Origin of the sequence: Micromonospora chalcea (assembly GCF_002926165.1) — a bacterium.
Classification (GTDB): Bacteria; Actinomycetota; Actinomycetes; order Mycobacteriales; family Micromonosporaceae; genus Micromonospora; species Micromonospora chalcea.
In genome coordinates this window covers 1-18,940 of record NZ_MAGP01000119.1, presented here as the reverse complement: position 1 = coordinate 18,940, position 18,940 = coordinate 1, and the positions used below count along the sequence as shown (strand labels likewise).

The 18,940-nt window shown below is 73.5% G+C and carries 18 protein-coding genes; 7 read left to right on the top strand and 11 right to left on the bottom strand.

The annotated features are described in order from the left end of the window. The first annotated feature begins 6 nt into the window (after nucleotides 1–6). The gene (locus tag BAW75_RS17835) at nucleotides 7–1,107 is read left to right on the top strand and encodes an LLM class flavin-dependent oxidoreductase (protein WP_043324916.1); all 1,101 of its coding nucleotides are present in this window, start codon (nucleotides 7–9) and stop codon (nucleotides 1,105–1,107) included. Then, nucleotides 1,104–1,730, top strand: a complete 627-nt coding sequence (locus BAW75_RS17830) for a CE1759 family FMN reductase (RefSeq protein WP_043324915.1) — start codon at nucleotides 1,104–1,106, stop codon at nucleotides 1,728–1,730. Before BAW75_RS17835 ends, BAW75_RS17830 begins: the two co-directional genes overlap by 4 nt. Nucleotides 1,731–1,916: 186 nt before the next feature. Here BAW75_RS17830 and BAW75_RS17825 read toward each other — a convergent pair whose 3' ends face one another. Together BAW75_RS17825 and BAW75_RS17820 are read right to left on the bottom strand one after the other, a co-directional pair. Next, the gene (locus BAW75_RS17825; RefSeq protein WP_069087693.1) at nucleotides 1,917–2,801 is read right to left on the bottom strand and encodes a universal stress protein; all 885 of its coding nucleotides are present in this window, start codon (nucleotides 2,799–2,801) and stop codon (nucleotides 1,917–1,919) included. Nucleotides 2,802–2,872: 71 nt separating this feature from the next. Next, nucleotides 2,873–3,781: a universal stress protein gene (locus tag BAW75_RS17820; protein ID WP_043324913.1), complete on the bottom strand. Its 909-nt coding sequence runs from the start codon at nucleotides 3,779–3,781 to the stop codon at nucleotides 2,873–2,875. Nucleotides 3,782–3,939: 158 nt separating this feature from the next. Between BAW75_RS17820 and BAW75_RS17815 the strand changes: the two genes are divergently transcribed. Beyond that, nucleotides 3,940–4,410, top strand: coding sequence for a cyclic nucleotide-binding domain-containing protein (locus BAW75_RS17815; protein WP_043324912.1), 471 nt, complete (start codon nucleotides 3,940–3,942; stop codon nucleotides 4,408–4,410). A 12-nt stretch (nucleotides 4,411–4,422) separates the two neighbouring features. On the opposite strand, the gene pflA is transcribed toward BAW75_RS17815, so the two are convergent. From pflA to ppdK, 5 genes are all read right to left on the bottom strand, one after another. Beyond that, a complete protein-coding gene (gene pflA / locus BAW75_RS17810; RefSeq protein WP_104114296.1) occupies nucleotides 4,423–5,220 on the bottom strand; it encodes a pyruvate formate-lyase-activating protein in 798 nt (265 codons plus the stop codon). Continuing rightward, nucleotides 5,217–7,460 (bottom strand): formate C-acetyltransferase, encoded by a 2,244-nt coding sequence (pflB, locus tag BAW75_RS17805; RefSeq protein ID WP_104114295.1) that lies wholly within the window; start codon nucleotides 7,458–7,460, stop codon nucleotides 5,217–5,219. The genes pflA and pflB overlap by 4 nt, the downstream gene beginning before the upstream one ends. Nucleotides 7,461–7,522: 62 nt before the next feature. Continuing rightward, complete coding sequence (gene adhP, locus BAW75_RS17800; protein WP_104114294.1) at nucleotides 7,523–8,533, bottom strand: alcohol dehydrogenase AdhP; 1,011 nt, start codon at nucleotides 8,531–8,533, stop codon at nucleotides 7,523–7,525. 170 nt (nucleotides 8,534–8,703) lie between these two features. After that, nucleotides 8,704–9,147, bottom strand: a complete 444-nt coding sequence (locus tag BAW75_RS17795) for a hypothetical protein (protein WP_104114293.1) — start codon at nucleotides 9,145–9,147, stop codon at nucleotides 8,704–8,706. 12 nt (nucleotides 9,148–9,159) lie between these two features. After that, entirely contained in the window at nucleotides 9,160–11,820 is a 2,661-nt protein-coding gene (gene ppdK, locus BAW75_RS17790) for a pyruvate, phosphate dikinase (RefSeq protein ID WP_104114292.1), read from the bottom strand. 133 nt (nucleotides 11,821–11,953) lie between these two features. Here ppdK and BAW75_RS17785 point away from each other — a divergent pair, with 133 nt between their 5' ends. From BAW75_RS17785 to BAW75_RS17775, 3 genes are all read left to right on the top strand, one after another. Beyond that, a complete protein-coding gene (locus BAW75_RS17785) occupies nucleotides 11,954–12,457 on the top strand; it encodes a GNAT family N-acetyltransferase (RefSeq protein ID WP_104114291.1) in 504 nt (167 codons plus the stop codon). Between the two features lie 9 nt (nucleotides 12,458–12,466). Further along, nucleotides 12,467–13,093 (top strand): hypothetical protein, encoded by a 627-nt coding sequence (locus BAW75_RS17780; protein WP_043324908.1) that lies wholly within the window; start codon nucleotides 12,467–12,469, stop codon nucleotides 13,091–13,093. 144 nt (nucleotides 13,094–13,237) lie between these two features. Continuing rightward, the gene (locus BAW75_RS17775; protein ID WP_104114290.1) at nucleotides 13,238–14,593 is read left to right on the top strand and encodes a hemolysin family protein; all 1,356 of its coding nucleotides are present in this window, start codon (nucleotides 13,238–13,240) and stop codon (nucleotides 14,591–14,593) included. Nucleotides 14,594–14,618: 25 nt separating this feature from the next. Here BAW75_RS17775 and BAW75_RS17770 read toward each other — a convergent pair whose 3' ends face one another. The 4 genes from BAW75_RS17770 to BAW75_RS17755 form a co-directional block, all read right to left on the bottom strand. Continuing rightward, a complete protein-coding gene (locus tag BAW75_RS17770) occupies nucleotides 14,619–14,936 on the bottom strand; it encodes a hypothetical protein (RefSeq protein WP_104114289.1) in 318 nt (105 codons plus the stop codon). Beyond that, on the bottom strand, nucleotides 14,923–15,303 hold the full coding sequence (locus BAW75_RS17765; RefSeq protein WP_104114288.1) for a hypothetical protein: 381 nt from the start codon (nucleotides 15,301–15,303) through the stop codon (nucleotides 14,923–14,925). The genes BAW75_RS17770 and BAW75_RS17765 overlap by 14 nt, the downstream gene beginning before the upstream one ends. Beyond that, nucleotides 15,300–16,526, bottom strand: a complete 1,227-nt coding sequence (locus tag BAW75_RS17760; RefSeq protein WP_104114287.1) for an NRAMP family divalent metal transporter — start codon at nucleotides 16,524–16,526, stop codon at nucleotides 15,300–15,302. The genes BAW75_RS17765 and BAW75_RS17760 overlap by 4 nt, the downstream gene beginning before the upstream one ends. A 71-nt stretch (nucleotides 16,527–16,597) precedes the next feature. Continuing rightward, entirely contained in the window at nucleotides 16,598–16,987 is a 390-nt protein-coding gene (locus BAW75_RS17755; protein WP_104114286.1) for a PaaI family thioesterase, read from the bottom strand. 101 nt (nucleotides 16,988–17,088) lie between these two features. Between BAW75_RS17755 and tyrS the strand changes: the two genes are divergently transcribed. Continuing rightward, a complete protein-coding gene (tyrS, locus tag BAW75_RS17750; protein WP_104114322.1) occupies nucleotides 17,089–18,372 on the top strand; it encodes a tyrosine--tRNA ligase in 1,284 nt (427 codons plus the stop codon). Nucleotides 18,373–18,940: the final 568 nt, after the last annotated feature.

The window sequence follows — 18,940 nt, the reverse complement described above, 5'->3', positions numbered from 1 at the left end:
CTGGTCATGCAGTTCGGAGTCTTCACCGTCGGTGACGTCACCCCCGACCCGACAAACGGGCGACTGCCGTCCGAGCGTGAGCGGATCAAGGCCATGACCGCCATCGCGCTCAAGGCCGAGGAGGTCGGCCTGGACGTCTTCGCCACCGGCGAGCACCACAACCCGCCGTTCGTGCCGTCGTCGCCGACCACCATGCTCGGCTGGATCGCCGCGCGCACCGAACGGCTGCTGCTGTCCACCGCGACCACGCTGATCACCACCAACGACCCGGTGAAGATCGCCGAGGACTACGCGATGCTGCAGCACCTCGCCGACGGCCGGGTGGACCTGATGATGGGGCGCGGCAACACCGGGCCCGTCTACCCGTGGTTCGGCCAGGACATCCGCAACGGCATCCCCCTGGCCATCGAGAACTACGACCTGCTGCGCCGGCTCTGGCGCGAGGACGTGGTCGACTGGAAGGGCCGGTTCCGTACGCCGCTGCAGGCGTTCACCTCGACCCCGCGCCCGCTCGACGGCGTGCCGCCGTTCGTCTGGCACGGCTCGATCCGCAGCCCGGAGATCGCCGAACAGGCCGCGTACTACGGCGACGGCTTCTTCGCCAACCACATCTTCTGGCCCAAGGAGCACACCCAGCGGATGGTCGGCCTCTACCGGGAGCGGTTCGCGCACTACGGCCACGGCTCACCCGACCAGGCCATCGTCGGCCTCGGCGGGCAGGTATTCATGCGCCGCAACTCCCAGGACGCGGTACGCGAGTTCCGCCCCTACTTCGACAACGCCCCGGTCTACGGGCACGGCCCGTCGCTGGAGGAGTTCACCCGCGAGACGCCGCTGACGGTGGGCAGCCCGCAGCAGGTCATCGACCGGACGCTGGGCTTCCGCGAGTACGTCGGCGACTACCAGCGGCAGCTCTTCCTGATCGACCACGCCGGCCTGCCGCTGAAGACGGTGCTGGAGCAGCTCGACCTGCTGGGCGAGGAGGTGGTCCCGGTGCTGCGCAAGGAGTTCGACTCGCTGCGTCCCGCGCACGTGCCCGAGGCGCCCACCCACGCCGGCCTGCTGGCCGCCCGCGACGCCGCTCCGGCCGACGGGGAGCAGCGATGACCCGTCGTACCCTGGCGGTCGTCTCGGCCGGGCTCGCCCAGCCGTCGTCCACCCGTCTGCTCGCCGACCAGCTCGCCGCGGCCGCCCGCGACGAGCTGGCCGGGCGCGGCGCGACGGTGGAACTGCGCACCGTGGAGCTGCGCGAGCACGCCCACGACGTGGTGAACCACCTGCTCACCGGCTTCGCGCCGGCCGCGCTGCGACAGACACTCGACGCCGTGGCGGCCGCCGACGCGCTGATCGCGGTGACGCCGATCTTCAACGCGTCCTACAACGGGCTGTTCAAGTCGTTCTTCGACGTGATCGACCGGGACACGCTCGCGGGCAAGCCGGTGCTCATCGGGGCGACCGGCGGCACCGCCCGGCACTCCCTCGCGCTGGAGCACGCGGTCCGGCCGATGTTCACGTACCTGCGGGCGGCGACACTGCCCACTGCGGTGTTCGCCGCGCCGGAGGACTGGGCCGGTGACGACGGGGACAGCGCGTTGCGGTCCCGGATCCGCCGGGCCGCCGCCGAGCTGGCCGAGCAGGTGGACCGCCGCCCGCCCGCGACCGGCCCGGCCGACCCGTTCGCGCTCACCACCGACTTCGCCGACCTGCTCGCCGGCCGCGACCCGGCCTGACGCCGCGGGCGGTGCGGCGCGAACCGACCGCTACCGAGCGTTACCGTCCCGGCGAAACCACGCCGGAAACTCGATATGACTGAGAGGCATATTTATGCCTCTCAGTCATATCGCTCGGAAGACATCTCTCGCGCCGGGCGGCCCGGCGGACAGGGCCGGCGCGGGGGCCGCCGCCCGCGAGGCGGCTCAGTCGTCGGCCGGCTCGGGCCGGTGGGCGACGAGCACCGGGCAGTGGGAGTGCTGCACCATTGCCTGGCTGACCGAGCCGAGCAGCAGCCCGACGAAGCCGCCCCGGCCCCGGGAGCCGACCACCACGAGCGCCGCCTCGCCGCTGGCCTCGACAAGCGCAGTCTCCGGCGAGGGGGAGGTGACGGACCGCTCCGTCACCCGCAGGCCCGGATGCGCCGACCGGACCCGCTCCGCTGCCTCGGCCAGCAGTCCCGCCGCCTCGGCCCGCTCGGCGGTGGACGCCTCCGCCGCGACCTCGGGCGCCACCGCGCCGCGTTCCGGCGACCGGACGTGCATCAGCACCAGCTCCGCGTCGCGCCGCTCGGCCTCGTCGGCAGCCAGCTCGATCGCGTACGCGGCCGAGTCGGAGCCGTCCACGCCGACCAGCACCGGCCCGTCCACCGGAATCGGCTGCTCCTCCGGGCGGACGATCAGCACCGGGCAGTGCCCGTGCTGCGCGAGCTGCCCGCTGACCGAGCCGAGCAGCAGGCCGGCGAAACCGCCCACGCCCCGGCTGCCCACCACGACCAGCTCGGCGCGGCGGGACTCCTCGACCATCGTCGCGCCCGGACCGCCGGCCACCTGGCGCACCTGCACCCGCAGGCCCGGGTGCCGCTCGGTCAGGTCGGCGGCGACCGACTCGAGCATCTTCTCCGCCTCCGCGGTGGGCGCCGGCACCCCCAGGTCGTACGGGTTGAGCGGCACGCCGTAGCCGAGCGGGTGCAGGTAGCCGTGCACCAGCACCAGCGGCCGGGAACGTGCCACGGCGGTCGCGGCAGCCAGGTCGGCGGCGGCCAGGCTGGACGGCGATCCGTCCACTCCCACCACGACGGGTCGGTTCATCAGGTCTGTTCCCTCCGGTCGGCTCAGGCCATTGTGGCGGTCCCGGCGGCGCCGGGACCGCCGAACCGGGGTCAGCGTTCCCGGCCCCCGCGGTGCCGGACGACGGCCAGCGGGCTGTGGCAGTGGTGCAGCACGGCGTGGCTGACCGAGCCGAGCAGCAGCGAGCCGAGGCTACCCCGCCCGTGCGCGCCGACCACCGTCAGCTGCGCCCCGACGGACTCCTCGACCAGCACCCGGGCCGGCGTGGCGGCGGCGACCAGCTTCGGCCGCACCGTGACCTCCGGGTAGCGCTCGGTCCAGCCGGCGACCGCCTCGGCCAGCACCCGCTGCTCGTCGGCGCGCAACTGCTCCGGCTCGTACGCCAGCGGCAGGACGTCGCCGAACGCCTCGCGGTAGCTCACCGGCTGCGGGTACAGCCAGGTGTGCACCACCACCAGCTCGGCGTCGCGCGCCGCGGCCTCGGCGAACGCGAAACCGACCGCCTCGTCGGACAGCGCGGAGCCGTCCACGCCGACCACCACCGGGCCGTCGGCGCGGGCCTCGCCCCGGGCGACGAGAACCGGGCAGTCCGCGCGGGCGGAGAGCTGCACCGCCGCCGAGCCGACCAGGAGTTCGGCGAAGCCGCCCAGGCCACGGTGGCCCAGCACGAGCAGCGCGGCGTCGCGGCTCTCCCGCAGCAGCACCGCGACCGGCCCGCCGTCGACCACCGCGCCGGTCACCGCCAGCTCCGCGTCGACCTTGCGGGCCTCGTCCACCGCCTCCTCGACCAGCTTCTCGGCCTCCTGGCGCAGCTCGATGTCGGGCAGCACCGGGGCGACCATGCCCAGCGGCGTGCCGACCAGCGGCCACAGGAAGGCGTTCACCACCCGCAGCGGCCGGTGCCGCAGCACCGCCTCGCGTGCGGCCAGCCGTACCGCGTCCAGCGCGGACGGGGAGCCGTCCACGCCCACCACGACGGGGGCACCGGTCCTGTCGGTCATCACGTCCTCCTTCGGTTCCCCCTCAGCCTGCGCCGACGGCTCCCACCTGGGCAGAGTCGATCCGCCCGGCAAGGCCGGGACCATCGGCCCCTACCGGCCGGGCCGTTCGCGAGGTGGAATGGAAACCAGTGCTCCCTCCTGTCGATCCTGGAGGCGCGATGACCCCGCTGGAAATGCTCCGCGTCCACCCCTTCCTGGCCGGGCTGCCCGACGAGTGGCTGCCCCGGCTCACCGGGTACGCCCGCCCGGTGGTCTGGCACCCCGGGCACCGGCTGTTCCGCGCCGGCGCGCCGGCCGACCGGTTCTGGCTCGTCCGCGGCGGCCAGGTGGCGCTCGACTTCCCGGTGCCGGGCCGCGGCGACGTGGGCATCGAGACGATCGGCCCGGGCGGCGTGCTCGGCTGGTCCTGGCTGTTCCCGCCGTACCGCTGGCAGTTCGGCGCGGTCGCCACCCAGCGCAGCACCGCCGTGGAACTCGACGCCGACGGGGTACGCCGGCTGATGGAGTCCGACGACACGCTCGGCCGCCAGCTCACCAGCCGGTTCATGAGCGTGGTGGTGGACCGCCTCCAGGCGTCCCGGGTCCGGCTGCTGGACCTCTACGGCTACCCGACGGCCGCAGCCAGCTGAACCGGCGCGCGGTCAGGTGACGGTGAGACCTCGGGCGGCGAACTGACCCCGTACCCGGGTCAGCAGGTCGGCGTCCGGCGGCTCGGTGTCCGCCAGCGGGAACGTCAGCCCCAGCTCGGCGTACTTGTGCGCGCCCAACCGGTGGAAAGGCAGCACCTCCACGCGCTGCAGCGTGGCCAGCCCGGCGGCGATGTCGGCCACTCGCTCCACCTCGTCGACCGCGTCGGTCAGGCCGGGCACCAGCACGTACCGGATCCACATCGGCGTACCCCGGTCGGCGAGCCGCTGCGCGAACCGCAACGTCGGCGCGAGCCGGCCGGTGCCGGTGACCCGCCGGTACGTCTGCGGGTTGCCCGCCTTGACGTCGAGCAGCACCAGGTCGGTGGCGTCCAGCAGCGTGTCGTCGGCGCGCACGCCGAGGAAGCCGGAGGTGTCCAGCGCGGTGTGCAGGCCGAGGTCGACGTGGCAGCGCCGTAGCAGTTCCCGGGTGAACGCCGGTTGCAGCAGCGGCTCCCCGCCGCTCACCGTGACGCCGCCGCCCGCGACCTGGATGAACCGGCGGTACCGGCCGGCGAGCGCGACCATCTCGTCCACGGTGCGGCGGCGGCCGCTGCGGCCGTACCAGGTGTCCGGGCTGTGGCAGTAGCGGCAGCGCAGCGGGCAGCCGGCCAGGAAGACCACGAACCGGGTGCCCGGCCCGTCCACCCCGACCGAGGTGTCCCACGAGTGCACCGCGCCGGTCAGGGCCTCCGCGGCGCGGCCCGGCGCCGCCGCAGTGACCTGCGGCGGCGCGGGCGGGCGGCCGGTCACAGCGACCCGTGGAAGGTCCGCGACACCACGTCGCGCTGCTGCTCCGGCGTGAGCCGGACGAAGTTCACCGCGTACCCGGAGACCCGGACGGTGAGCTGCGGGTACCGCTCCGGGTGCGCCATCGCGTCCAGCAGCGTGGCCCGGTCCAGCACGTTGACGTTGAGGTGGAACCCGCCGGCGTCGGCGTAGCCGTCGAGCACACCGGCCAGGTTCGCGATCCGCTCGTCGCGGGTGTGGCCCAGGCCGTCCGGCGTGACGGTGCCGGTCAGCGAGATGCCGTCGCGGGCCGCGTCGTACGGCAGCTTCGCCACCGACAGCGCGGACGCGACCAGGCCGTGCGTGTCCCGCCCGTTCATCGGGTTCGCCCCCGGCGCGAACGGCTCACCGGCGCGCCGCCCGTCCGGCGTGTTGCCGGTGTGCTTGCCGTACACCACGTTCGAGGTGATGGTGAGCACCGACATGGTCAGCTCCGCGTCGCGGTACGTGCGCTGCCGGCGCAGCTTCTCCGCGAACGTCTCGACCAGCCACACCGCGATCTCGTCGGCCCGGTCGTCGTCGTTGCCGTACGTCGGGAACTCGCCCTCGACCGCGTAGTCGACCGCCAGCCCGGACTCGTCACGCAGCACCTTGACCCGGCCGTACCGGATGGCCGACAGGCTGTCCACGGCGACCGACAGGCCGGCGATGCCGGTGGCCATGAACCGGCGCACCGGGTGGTCGTGCAGCGCCATCTCCAGCCGCTCGTAGGCGTACCTGTCGTGCTGGTGGTGGATCACGTTCAGCGCGTCCACGTACGTCTGCGCCAGCCAGTCCAGCGTGCGGTCGTACGCGGCCAGCACCTCGTCGTAGTCGAGCGTCTCGCCGCCGACCGGCGCGGCCGGCGGGGCGACCTGCGCGCCGGACAGCTCGTCGCGGCCGCCGTTGATCGCGTACAGCAGCGCCTTCGCCAGGTTCGCCCGGGCGCCGAAGAACTGCATGTCCCGGCCGACCCGCATGGCCGACACGCAGCAGGCGATCGCGGTGTCGTCGTCGTACGCCGGGCGGATCAGCTCGTCGTTCTCGTACTGGATGGCGCTGGTGTCCAGCGACACCTGGGCGCAGAACCGCTTGAACCCCTCGGGCAGCCGCGGCGACCACAGCACCGTCAGGTTCGGCTCCGGCGCCGGGCCGAGGTTGTACAGCGTCTGCAGGTAGCGGAACGTGGTGCGGGTGACCAGCGGGCGGCCGTCCGCGCCCATCCCGCCGAGCGACTCGGTGACCCAGGTGGGGTCGCCGGAGAAGAGCTGGTCGTACTCGGGGGTGCGCAGGAAGCGGATGATCCGCAGCTTGATCACGAAGTCGTCGATCAGCTCCTGCGCGCCGCTCTCGTCCAGCCGCCCCTCGGCGATGTCCCGCCGCAGGTAGGCGTCGAGGAACCCGGCGGTGCGGCCGAGCGACATGGCGGCGCCGTTCTGCTCCTTCGTGGCGGCCAGGTAGGCGAAGTAGAGCCACTGGATCGCCTGCGCGCCGGTGACGGCCGGGCGGGAGATGTCGAAGCCGTACGAGGCGGCCATCTCCTTCAGCTCGCCGAGCGCGCGGAGCTGCTCGGCCAGTTCCTCCCGGTCGCGGATCACGTCGTCGGTGCTGCGCCGGTCGTCCAGCGCCGCCTTGAGCGCGCGGCGTTCCTCGATCAGCCGGTCCACCCCGTACAGCGCCACCCGGCGGTAGTCGCCGATGATCCGCCCGCGCCCGTACGCGTCGGGCAGGCCGGTGATGACGTGCGAGCGCCGCGCCGCGAGCACGGTCTCCGGGTACGCGTCGAACACCGCGTCGTTGTGCGTGCGGCGGTACCGGGTGAAGATCTCGTGCACGCGCGGGTCCGGCTCACGCCCGTACGCGCGCAGCGCCGTCTCCACCATCCGCAGCCCGCCGGCCGGCATGATCGCCCGCCGCAGCGGCGCGTCGGTCTGCAACCCGACGATCAGCTCCCGCTCCCGGTCGATGTACCCGGGGGCGTGCGAGGTGATCGTCGACGGGGTGGCCGCGTCGACGTCGTACACGCCGCGGCGCCGCTCCTCCGGGAACATGTCCCGCAGCCGGTCCCACACCGCGAGCGTGCGCGGCGTCGGCCCGGTCAGGAACGAGGCGTCCCCGGTGTACGGCTCGTGGTTGTGGCGGACGAAGTCGGCCACGTCGACTGTCTCCTGCCACGCGCCGGCGTGGAATCCGCGCCAGGGGGCCAGGGGTTCGGTGGCGGTCATGTCGGTCCCTCTCCGGGCGTCGGCGGCCCGGTCCCCGCGGGTGCGGGGACCGGGGGCGGGGGTCAGGGCTGGAGCACGAGCCGGGCGGCGACCCGGCCGGCGAGGACGTCGTCCACCGCGTCGTTGATGTCGTCCAGCTTGCAGGTCTCGTAGGCGACCCGGGTGCGGCCGGCGGCGTGCAGCGCGAAGACCTCGGCCAGGTCGGCGCGGGTGCCGACGATCGAGCCGAGCACCGTGATGCCCTTGAGCACCGTCTCGAAGACGGGCAGGGTGACCGCGTTGTCGGCGGGCAGCGACACCAGCACCAGCCGGCCGCCGCGGCGCAGCGAGCGGTGCGCCTGCTCGATCACCCGGGGGCTGGCGGCCAGCACGATCGCCACGTCCACGCCGCCCAGCGCGGTGATCCGCTCGACCGGGTCGGTGGTGGCGGCGTCGACAGTGTGCGCGGCGCCCAGCGAGGTGGCCAGCTCCAGCTTCTCGGCGGTCACGTCCACCGCGACCGTCTCGGCGCCGAAGATCTGCGCGTACTGCTGGGCGAGGTGACCCAGACCGCCGATGCCGAAGATCGCGACCCGCTCGCCCGGCCGTACCCCGGCGACCTTCACGGCCTTGTACGTGGTGACGCCCGCGCAGGTCAGCGGCGCGGCCTCGAACGGGTCCACGCCGTCGGGCACGCGGACCGCGTAGCGGGCCGAGGCCACCGCGTACTCGGCGTGCGCGCCGTCGATGCTGTAACCGGTGTTGCGCTGCGACTCGCACAGCGTCTCCCAGCCGGTCACGCAGTACGCGCAGGTGCCGCAGGCCCAGCCGAGCCAGGGCAGCGCGACCCGGTCGCCGACGGCGTGCTCGGTGACGCCGGGACCGACCTGCTCGACCAGGCCGACGCCCTCGTGACCGGGTACGAACGGCGGGGTGGGCTTCACCGGCCACTCGCCGCGGGCGGCGTGGATGTCGGTGTGGCAGAGTCCGCTGGCCTCGACGCGGACCAGGATCTCGCCCGGGCCGACCTCCGGCACGGGACGCTCGGTGATCTCCATCGGACGGTCGAACGCGGTGACGACACTGGCGCGCATCGGGGGCCTCCCTCGGTCTCGTTCTCACCCTCAGCGTCGTCGGTCCGGGCGCCGCCGGGCAGGGGCGCAGGACCGCGGTGACCCGGGACCAACGGCCCCTCCGCCGAGGGCCGACGGGAGAACGGCGGTACGGCCGCCGGTGACGTACCGGCGGCCGTACCCCTGGGTGGTCAGCGGTCGACGACCAGGCGGCGGGCCCGCAGCACGCGCGCCCACCATGGCCGGTCGTCCGGGCGCAGCCGGGGCGCCGGCAGGCCGCGCAGGCTGACCCAGCCGCCCGGCCCCATGGTGACGGTGCCGACCGACGGCGGACGGCGCCGCGACCACACCGCCACGGCGGCGGTGAGCGCGGCCACCGCGAACGCGCCGGTGGCCGCGGCGACGAGCTGGTCCGGTTCGACCACGCGCCGGTAGCGGACCCGGCCACCGGCCGCGACGAACACGCCGACCGGACGGCCGTCGCGGTTCACCGGCACCAGCGCGGCGTCCCCGGGCAGCTCCAGCACCGGGCCGACCGGCCCGGCCGGGGTGGGAGCCGGCGACGCGGCCGACGGCGGCGCGGGCCGGGGGAGCGGCGTGACAGCCGGTCCGGTCGGGGTGAAGATGGCGGTCATGACGCTGCCCTCCTAGCGGGAGTCGGACTTCTCGGTACGGGCCTCGACGGCGGCCCGGCCGGCGGCCAGCCGCGCCACCGGCACCCGGTACGGCGAGCAGGAGACGTAGTCGAGGCCGGCCGCGGCGAAGAACCCGATCGAGTCCGGGTCGCCGCCGTGCTCGCCGCACACCCCGACGGTCAGGTCCGGCCGGGCCGCCCGCCCCTCGGCGACGGCGAGGCGGACCAGCCGGCCCACGCCGGTGGCGTCGATGCTCTCGAACGGCGACACCGGGAAGATCCCCCGTTCCAGGTACGTGGAGAAGAACGCCCCCTCCACGTCGTCGCGGGAGAACGCCCAGGTCATCTGCGTCAGGTCGTTGGTGCCGAAGGAGAAGAAACGCGCCTCGGCGGCGATGTCCCCGGCGGTCAGCGCCGCCCGGGGCGTCTCGATCATGGTGCCGATCGGGATCTCCGGCGCGTCCGGCACCCCGGCCAGGACCCGCCGTGCCTCGTCCGCCACCGCGGCGAGTTCCCGCACGTCCCCGACCAGCGGCACCATGATCTCCGGGCGCGGGTCACCGCCGGCCCGGACGCGCTGCGCGGCCGCCTCGGCCAGCGCCCGCACCTGCATCGCGAACAGACCCGGCACCACCAGCCCGAGCCGTACGCCGCGCAGCCCCAGCATCGGGTTCGTCTCGTGCATCCGCCGTACCGCCGCCAGCAGCACGCCGTCGTGGCCCGGTTCCTCGCCGCGCGCCTGCGCGCCCGCCACCCGGGCGGTCAGCTCGGCCAGCGGAGGCAGGAACTCGTGCAGCGGCGGGTCGAGCAGCCGCACTGTGACCGGCAGCCCGTCCATCGCGGTGAGCAGCCCGACGAAGTCGGCCCGCTGCAACGGCAGCAGCGCGTCCAGCGCCGCGCCGACCTCGGCCGGGCCGTCGGCCAGGATCAGCCGCTCGACCAGTTCCCGGCGCTCGCCGAGGAACATGTGCTCGGTGCGGCACAGACCGATCCCTTCGGCGCCCAGCTCACGGGCCCGGCGCGCGTCGTCCGGGGTGTCGGCGTTGGCGTGGACGCCGAGCGTGCGTACCGCGTCGGCGTGCCCGAGCAGCCGGTGCACGGCGGCGACCAGCGGGTCGGCTTCCGGCCGCAGCTCACCGGTCAGGTACCGGGCCACCGGGGACGGCTGCACCGGCACCTCGCCGCGCCAGATCCGCCCGCTGGTGCCGTCGATCGAGATCACCTCGCCGGCGCGCACCACCTGCTCGCCCACCGTGAACTCGCCGCGCTCCACGTCGATGGTCAGCGCCTCGGCCCCGCAGACGCAGGTCCGGCCCATGCCGCGGGCCACCACGGCGGCGTGCGACGTCTTCCCGCCGCGCGAGGTGAGCACCCCGACCGCGGCGATCATGCCGGGCAGGTCGTCCGGGTTGGTCTCCGGCCGGACCAGGATCACCGGCCCGGTGGACGCCGCCGCGGCGGCCGAGTCGAAGACCACCCGCCCGACCGCGGCGCCGGGGGAGGCGCCGACGCCGACGGCGAGCGGCTCGGGCGCGCCGGCGGTGTCGAAGGCCGGGAACATCAGCTGGGCGAGCTGCGCGCCGGTGACCCGGGTGAGCGCCTCGTCGGCGGTGATCAGGCCCTCCTCGGCCAGCTGCGCGGCGATCACGAACGCCGCCGCCGCGGTGCGCTTGCCGACCCGGGTCTGGAGCATCCACAGCTTCCCGCGTTCGATGGTGAACTCGACGTCGCACAGGTCGCGGTAGTGCCGCTCCAGCGTCGCCATGATCTCCTGCAGCCGGTGGAAGCTCACCGGGTCGAGGTTCGCCAGCTCGGTCAGCGGCACGGTGTTGCGGATGCCCGCCACCACGTCCTCGCCCTGCGCGTCGCTCAGGTAGTCGCCGTACACGCCGGGTGCGCCGGTGGCCGGGTCGCGGGTGAACGCCACCCCGGTGCCGGAGTCCGGGCCGAGGTTGCCGAACACCATCGCCATCACGTTGACGGCGGTGCCCAGGTCGTCCGGGATGCGCTCCTGCCGCCGGTAGATCCGGGCCCGCTCCGAGTGCCAGGACTCGAACACCGCGCGCACGGCCAGGAACAGCTGCTCGTGCGGGGCCTGCGGGAAGTCGTGCCCGACGTGCCGGGCGAAGATCTTCTTGTACGTGTCGACCAGGTCGCGCAGCTGCCCGGCGCCCGGCCCGCCCGGCCCGGCGGTGGCCCGCAGCGCGGCCAGCTCGTGCTCGAACTCGTCGCCCGGAATGCCGTGCACGGTGCGGCCGAACATCTGGATCAGCCGCCGGTACGAGTCCCACGCGAACCGCTCGTCGCCGGTGCGGGCGGCCAGCCCCGCCACCGTGGTGTCGTTGAGCCCGATGTCGAGGATCGTCTCCATCATCCCCGGCATCGAGTACCGCCCGCCGGAGCGCACCGCCAGCAGCAGCGGGTCACGCGGGTCACCCAGCCACCGGTCCAGCCGCGCCTCCACCTCCCGCAGGTGCGCGTTCATCTCCTCGTACAGCCCGGCCGGCGGCGCCCCGGTGGCCAGGTACGCCCGGCACGCGTCGGTGGTGACGGTGAACCCCGGCGGCACCGGCAACCCGAGCCGGGTCATCTCGGCGAGGTTGGCGCCCTTGCCGCCGAGCAGGTCGGCCTGGCTGCGGTCACCCTCGATGAAGTCGTAGACGTACTTCGACATGGTCCGGCCTCCTCGACTGCGTCGTTGCACCTCCTTGGTAACCGGGCCGGCCGGCCGTGCGGCAGGGCCGGACGGGACACACACCGGGCCGGAGGTCCCGACCGTGTCGGAGGGGGCCCGTATCGTTCCGGCCGTGACAAACGAGGTGCTGCTCCGCCCGGTGCGCGACGACGACCTGCCCGCCTTCTTCGCCCACGAGCAGGACCCGCAGGCGAACTGGATGGCCGCGTTCGGCCCGAAGGACCCGTCCGACCGGGCCGCGTTCGAGGCGCACTGGGCGCGCATCCGCGCCGACGCGCGCATCGTGAACCGCGCGGTCACCGTCGACGGCCGGCTGGTCGGGCGGGTGGCGGCGTTCCCGGTCGGCGAGCAGACCGAGGTCAGCTACTGGATCGACGCGGCGTACTGGGGGCGCGGCCACGCCACCGCGGCGCTGCGCGCGCTGCTGCGCGAGGTGCCGCACCGGCCGCTGCACGCCCGCGCCGCGAAGGACAACGCCGCCTCGCTCGCGGTGCTGCGCAAGTGCGGCTTCGTCGTGGTCGGCGAGGACTCCGGGTACGCCCCGACGCGCGGCGCCGAGGTCGAGGAGTACGTGCTGGAGCTGCCCGCCGAGGGGCCTGACCAGGCAGACCGCTAGTCTCCCCGGGTGAACTGGCTGGAACTCGTCGGCTGGGCCGGCTCCGCGCTGCTGGTCTGGTCCCTGCTGCAGACCCGGATCCTGCGGCTGCGCGCGCTCAACCTGGTCGGCTGCCTCATCCTGATCGGCTACAACACCGCAGTGCAGGTGTGGCCGATGGTGGGGCTGAACGTGGTGCTCGCCGTGATCAACGTCTGGTACCTGCGCAAGCTGCTGGCCACCCGGCACGACGAGCAGACCTACCAGGTGGTCGAGGTGGGCACCGGCGACGCCTTCCTGGCGCACACGCTGCGGGTGCACGCCGCCGACATCGCCCGCTTCAACCCCGGCTTCCGCTGGGACGCCGACGCCGACGACCGCTCGGCGTTCCTGGTGGTACGCGCCGACGAGGTGGTCGGCGTGATGCTCTCGCACGCCGAACCGGGCGGCGTGGCCCAGATCGACCTGGACTACGTGACCCCGCCGTTCCGGGACTTCACCCCGGGCGAGTTCGTCTACCGGCGCAGCCGGCTGTTCACCGACCGGGGCTTCCGCCGCGTGGTCAGCCCGCCCGGCATGGTCGCCCCCTACTACCACCGGCTCGGATTCCGGCCCGAGGGCGGCGCGTACGTGCTGGACCTGCCCGTACCGGCCTGAACCCCGGCCCCGGCGGGTGACACCGGCGCCGGTCATGATTCAGCGGCGGGCCCGCGGGGCACAGAGGGGCCACGCCGACCGGATCTGCCGGCCGGTGGGTCGGCCGTCGGCCGGCCCGGATCGGGTCGAGGGAGATAACCGGTCGTGCAGAGCTACTGGAGCCAGCTGGCCCTGGTCGGTGTGCTGGTGATCCTCAACGCGGCGTTCGCCGGCAGCGAGATGGCCCTGGTGTCCCTGCGGGACAGCCAGGTGCAGCGGCTGGAGCGCAGCGGCCGGGGCGGACGGACACTGGCCCGCCTGGCGAAGGACCCGAACCGGTTCCTGGCCACGATCCAGATCGGCATCACGCTCGCCGGGTTCCTCGCGTCCGCCGCCGCCGCGGTCTCGCTGGCCCGGCCGCTGGTGCCGCTGCTCAGCGTGTTCGGCAACGCCGCCGAGACCGTCGCCATCGTCGCGGTGACGCTGGTGCTCACGTTCGTCACGCTGGTCTTCGGCGAGCTGGCCCCGAAGCGGATCGCGATGCAGTCGGCCGAGCGGTGGGCGCTGCTGGTGGCCCGCCCGCTGGACCTGCTCTCCAGCATCACCCGGCCCGCCGTCTGGCTGCTGCGGGCCACCACCGACCTGGTGGTACGCCTGTTCGGCCTGGACCCGAAGGCCGAGCCGGACGAGATCGGCCCGGACGAGCTGCGCGACATCGTGGCCGGCAACCACGGCTTCACCAAGGAACAGCGCACGATCATCGCCGGTGCGGTGGAGATCGCGGACCGGCAGTTGCGGGCTGTGCTCGTACCCCGGTTGCAGGTCTTCACGCTCGACAGCGGCACCACCGCCGAGGCCGCGCGGCTGGTCCTGGCGGCGACCGGCCACTCCCGGGCGCCGGTGGTCCGCCACGGCGGCCTGGACGACGCGGTCGGCGTCATCCACCTGCGTGACCTGGTCGGCGTCTCCGACGACCGGCCGGTCGACGAGATCGCCCGCCCGCCCATGCTGCTGCCCGACTCGCTGCCGGTGGTCGACGCGCTGCGCCAGTTCAAGGCCGAACGCCAGCACATCGCGCTCGTGGTCGACGAGCGCGGCGCGGTCGACGGGATCGTCACGCTGGAGGACATCCTCGAGGAGATCGTCGGCGAGATCTACGACGAGACCGACCGCGACCTGCGTTCCGTGCGCACCGAGCCGGAGGGCACGCTGGTGCTGCCCGGCACGTTCCCGGTGCACGACCTGACCGACCTGGGCGTGGAGCTGCCGAACCGGCCGGCGGGCGACTACACCACCGTCGCCGGGCTGGTGCTGATCTGCCTCGGGCACATTCCGACGGTGGCGGGGGAGCAGGTCACCGTCGACGGCTGGGAGCTGGCGGTGGCCGACGTCGACCAGCGGGCCATCACCGAGGTGCGGGTCCGCCGGCGCGGCCGCGGCGACGACTCCCCGGACGACGACGCCGCGGACGACGCCGGCGAGCCGGCCGACGCCCCGGAACTCGACGAGGCGCGCCGCTGACGGACGGCGTCCGGCAACTCGGGCCTCAGCGGCGTCCGGCCGGCGGGCCGAACGGGAAGCCGGGCACCGGCGGAAGCAGCTGCACCGCGTCGGCGGGCAGCTGGTGGGTGCTCCGCCCGACCAGCCGGGCCACCATCCGCAGCAGCCACGGCCCGGACGGGTGCAGCTCCGGGCCGATCAGGCGGCTGATCACCCGGGTCCACCAGTGCCCGGCGACGATCACGTCGGTGATCCGCAGCCGGTCCGGCGGCCACCCGCCGCGCACCACCACGTCCACCACCCGGCCCAGCCGCCGCCCGTGCAGGTCGTAGGCGGTACGGCCGAGCAGCTCACCCGCTCGCACGGCCGGACCCCGGTATCCGCTCGATCAGGTGCCGGCGCAGCCACGCCTCCACCGGCGACGGCGGCAGGTCCGCCGCCCGGCAGCGCAGCCGCACCGCGCTGTCCACGTGGGCGACCTGCGACAGCGGTACGCGCAACGGCGGGACCGGCGGGTCGTCGGTGAACCGGTCCGCCACCGCCATCAGCAGCCGACCGACCCGCCCGCCGATCCGCTCCCCGAGCGCCCTCTGCCCGGTGAGCAGGCTGTCCACGTACGGGAAACCCTCGTCGTCGACGGCGAACGCGATGTCGTCGACCCGCCCGACCAGCCGTCCGTCCACGTCGACGATCTGCCGGTCGAGCAGCCGCTTGGCCAGCTGAACCCTCATGGACCCATCCCCGTCATGATCGCCAGTGGGATCGCGGCCACCGACGCCGCGACGATGAGCAGCAGGAACACCGCGCCGAGCAGGTTCATCCAGCGCCCGTTGACCCGGTCGCCGAGGTACCCCCTGTCGTTCGCGACCACCAGGATCGGCAGGTACGTCAGCGGCAGCACCACAGCGCTCAGCACCAGCATGTACTCGGTCAGCCGCACCGGGTCCACGGTCGTCATCAGCATCACCACGCCGAGCAGCAGACCGACCAGCAGGACGCTGTGGAACCGGGCCGCCTCCCGGGGGCGGACCCGCTTGCCCCACTGCCACCCGAAGTACTGCGCCGCCGCGTACGCCGCCGACAGGCCCGTCTCCAGCGCCGCGCCGAACGTCACCGCGAAGAACGCCAGCACGGCGGTGGCCAGGCCGGCCCCACCGAGCGCCGTGGCCACCGGCCGCGCCACCTCGTCGAGCGTACTGAGCGACACCCCGGACGGGTGGTAGGCCACCGTCGCCACGGCCACCAGCGACAACGCCAGGAAACCACCCACCGGAAAGCCGATCAGCACGTTCGACCGGGCCCGCGCCAGGTCCGCCGCGCTCCAGCGCTCCTCGACGCCGCCGGAGGAGAAGAAGAACACCTCGTACGGGCTCACCGCGGCGGCGAACAGCGCCACCGCCACGAACCAGTACAGCGGCCAGCCGTGCCCGGCCGCGCTGATCTGCCACGCGCCCTGCCCGAGTTCCGGCCAGTCGGTCGGCAGCGCCACCAGCGCGACCGCGAACACCAGCAGCGCCAGCCCGGCGAGGCCGAAGATCCGCTCCATCAGCTCGAAGCGCAGCCGCCACAGCACCAGCCAGACGGCCAGCGCGGCGAGCGGCACCCAGAACAGGTGACTCACCCGGGTGGCCAGTTGCAGCGCCAGCGCCACCCCGCCCAGCTCCGCGGCGAGCGTGACCACCGTGACCAGCCACGACGCGACCAGGTTGAGCAGCGCCACCCGCGGCCCGAGCCGCTCCCGGACCAGGTCGAAGACCGCCCGCCCGCTCACCGCCGCGATCCGGCCGGCCATCTCCGCGTACGCGCAGATGCCGACCACGCCGGCCAGCAGCACCCAGGTGTGGGCCATGCCGAACAGCGCGCCGGCCTGACTGGCCGCCACCAGGTCACCGATGTCGACGAAGCCGCCGACGGCCGACAGCACGCCGAGCGTGGCGGCGAACAGCTTCCTCACGTCGGTTCGGGAGCGGACGATCTCACCGAGGCGACGATATCGGCGTCAGTGCCCGGTTTCGGGCGAATGCGTCAGGAGGCGGTCAGGTTTTGCAGGCGCACCTGGCCGCGGGCCACCAGCCGGCCGTCCGCGTCGGTGATCTCCACGAGCCAGAGCTGCTGGCTGCGGCCCCGGTGCACGGGCGTGCCGACGGCGGTCAGCTCGCCGTCCGGGTCCGCGCGCAGGAAGTCGGTCTGGTTCGACACCCCGACCACGTTGCCCTTGTCGCCCAGCCAGAGCGCGCCGCCGATGCTGGCCGCCGTCTCGACCACCGAGCAGTAGACGCCACCGTGCTGGATCCCGTACGGCTGGTGCAGCTCCGGGCGCACCTTCCAGCGGATCACCACCCGGTCCCCGCTGACCTCGTCGAACGTCAGGCCCAGCAGGGCCACGAAGCCACCGGTCAGGTTCGGCATGTCCACCGCGGTTCCTCCTCGCGTTCGACGGCGCCGCCAGCCTAGTCGGCCGCACCTCGGCAAACCCGGTACGGCCCGGGTCCGGGAATGGGGGAGAATCGGTGACCGTGACCGACAGCAACCTCCCGCAGGGGCGGGACTCCCTGACCGACGACCTGCTGTGGCGGGGCCTGATCCAGGACTCGACCGGCCTCGACGAGCTGCGCGACCTGCTCGGGGGCGGGCAGGCCACGTTCTATGTGGGCTTCGACCCGACCGCCCCGAGCCTGCACGTCGGCCACCTCATGCAGGTCCTCACCGCGCGCCGGCTCCAGCTCGCCGGGCACCGTCCGCTGCTGCTGGTCGGCGGCGCCACCGGCCAGATCGGTGACCCGAAGGAGAGCGCCGAGCGGACGCTCAACTCGCCCGACGTGGTCGCCGGCTGGGTGGAGCGCATCCGCGAGCAACTCTCGCCGTTCGTCACGTACACCGGGGAGAACGCGGCGCAACTGGTCAACAACCTGGACTGGACCGGCGAGATGTCGGTGGTGGAGTTCCTCCGCGACGTCGGCAAGCACTTCCCGGTGAACAAGATGCTCGCCCGCGAGGTGGTCAGGGCGCGCCTGGAGACGGGCATCAGCTTCACCGAGTTCAGCTACCAGCTGCTGCAGGCCAACGACTTCTTCGAGCTGCACCGCCGGCACGGCTGCCAGCTCCAGTACGGCGGCTCCGACCAGTGGGGCAACATCACCGCAGGGGTGGACTACGTTCGCCGGCGCGGCGCCGGGCCGGTGCAGGCGTTCACCACCCCGCTGGTGACGAAGTCCGACGGCACCAAGTTCGGCAAGAGCGAGTCCGGCGCGATCTGGCTCGACCCGCAGATGACCAGCCCGTACGCGTTCTACCAGTTCTGGGTCAACGCCGACGACCGCGACGTCAGCCGCTACCTGCGGTACTTCAGCTTCCGCTCCCGTGAGGAGCTGGAGGAGCTGGAGAAGGCGACCGCGGAACGCCCGCAGGCGCGCCTGGCCCAGCGGGCGCTCGCCGAGGAGCTGACCACGCTGGTGCACGGCGAGCGGGAGACGGCCCAGGCGGTCGCGGCGAGCCAGGCGCTGTTCGGGCGGGGCTCGCTCGACGAGCTGGCCCCGGAGACGCTGCGCGCCGCGCTGACCGAGGCCGGCCTGGTGCGTCTCGACGAGCTGCCGGACGTCGCCGGCCTGCTCAAGGAGTCCGGCTTGGTGCCGAGCATGAAGGAGGCCCGCCGGGTGATCGCCGAGGGTGGCGCGTACGTGAACAACACCCGGATCTCCGAGGTGGACGCCACCGTGTCGGCGGACGACCTGCTGCACGGCCGGTACCTCGTGCTGCGCCGGGGCAAGCGCTCGTTCGCCGGTGTCGAGCTGCGCGGATAGTCCGTTGTCGACAATGTGACGCGGGACGCGCCCAGCGGATTTGACGATCACTCCGCTGGGCGCGTAACTTTCTCTCTGCCAGCGCGGAACGGACGAAACAGGGCGAAAGACCTGGAAGGCCGGAGCGCAGGACCTGAGAACCGGGTGGTGCCCCGGATTCGCCGGGAGGCGGATTTGGCGAGGCGGAACCGACCGGGTAAGGTTATCGGCCGGCAGGGAAACGGACGAGCCAGCGGGAAACCGCGGGCGGCCGGCCTGCCGAATTCCTCGGAACGACCGACGGAAGTCGGTTGAATCGGGGTGCCCGGTAAAAAGGTGATGCACGACAAACCGGTTGACCCCGGTTTGACACGGCAAAAACCACCGGGTAACGTAGTAAAAGTGCCCGGCGCGAGAGCGGCGGGTGGTTGAACGAAATGCCCCGGCTGGGGGCTCCGCGGCGCGGGGTTTCTGGTTGGTGTGTGGTTGTTCTTTGAGAACTCAACAGGGTGCTTGTAAAGCCAGTGCCAATTGTTTTATACCCCGGACTGGTGGCTGTTCTTTGGAATGGTTGCTGGTTGGGATTCCT

Coding starts and splice junctions, on each gene's coding strand:
- BAW75_RS17815 (WP_043324912.1), top strand. CDS start 3,940: ATGACCCCGCTGGAAATGCTCCGCGTCCACCCCTTCCTGGCCGGGCTG.
- BAW75_RS17765 (WP_104114288.1), bottom strand. CDS start 15,303: ATGAGGGTTCAGCTGGCCAAGCGGCTGCTCGACCGGCAGATCGTCGAC.
- BAW75_RS17835 (WP_043324916.1), top strand. CDS start 7: ATGCAGTTCGGAGTCTTCACCGTCGGTGACGTCACCCCCGACCCGACA.
- BAW75_RS17820 (WP_043324913.1), bottom strand. CDS start 3,781: ATGACCGACAGGACCGGTGCCCCCGTCGTGGTGGGCGTGGACGGCTCC.
- ppdK (WP_104114292.1), bottom strand. CDS start 11,820: ATGTCGAAGTACGTCTACGACTTCATCGAGGGTGACCGCAGCCAGGCC.
- BAW75_RS17795 (WP_104114293.1), bottom strand. CDS start 9,147: ATGACCGCCATCTTCACCCCGACCGGACCGGCTGTCACGCCGCTCCCC.
- BAW75_RS17825 (WP_069087693.1), bottom strand. CDS start 2,801: ATGAACCGACCCGTCGTGGTGGGAGTGGACGGATCGCCGTCCAGCCTG.
- adhP (WP_104114294.1), bottom strand. CDS start 8,533: ATGCGCGCCAGTGTCGTCACCGCGTTCGACCGTCCGATGGAGATCACC.
- pflB (WP_104114295.1), bottom strand. CDS start 7,460: ATGACCGCCACCGAACCCCTGGCCCCCTGGCGCGGATTCCACGCCGGC.
- BAW75_RS17830 (WP_043324915.1), top strand. CDS start 1,104: ATGACCCGTCGTACCCTGGCGGTCGTCTCGGCCGGGCTCGCCCAGCCG.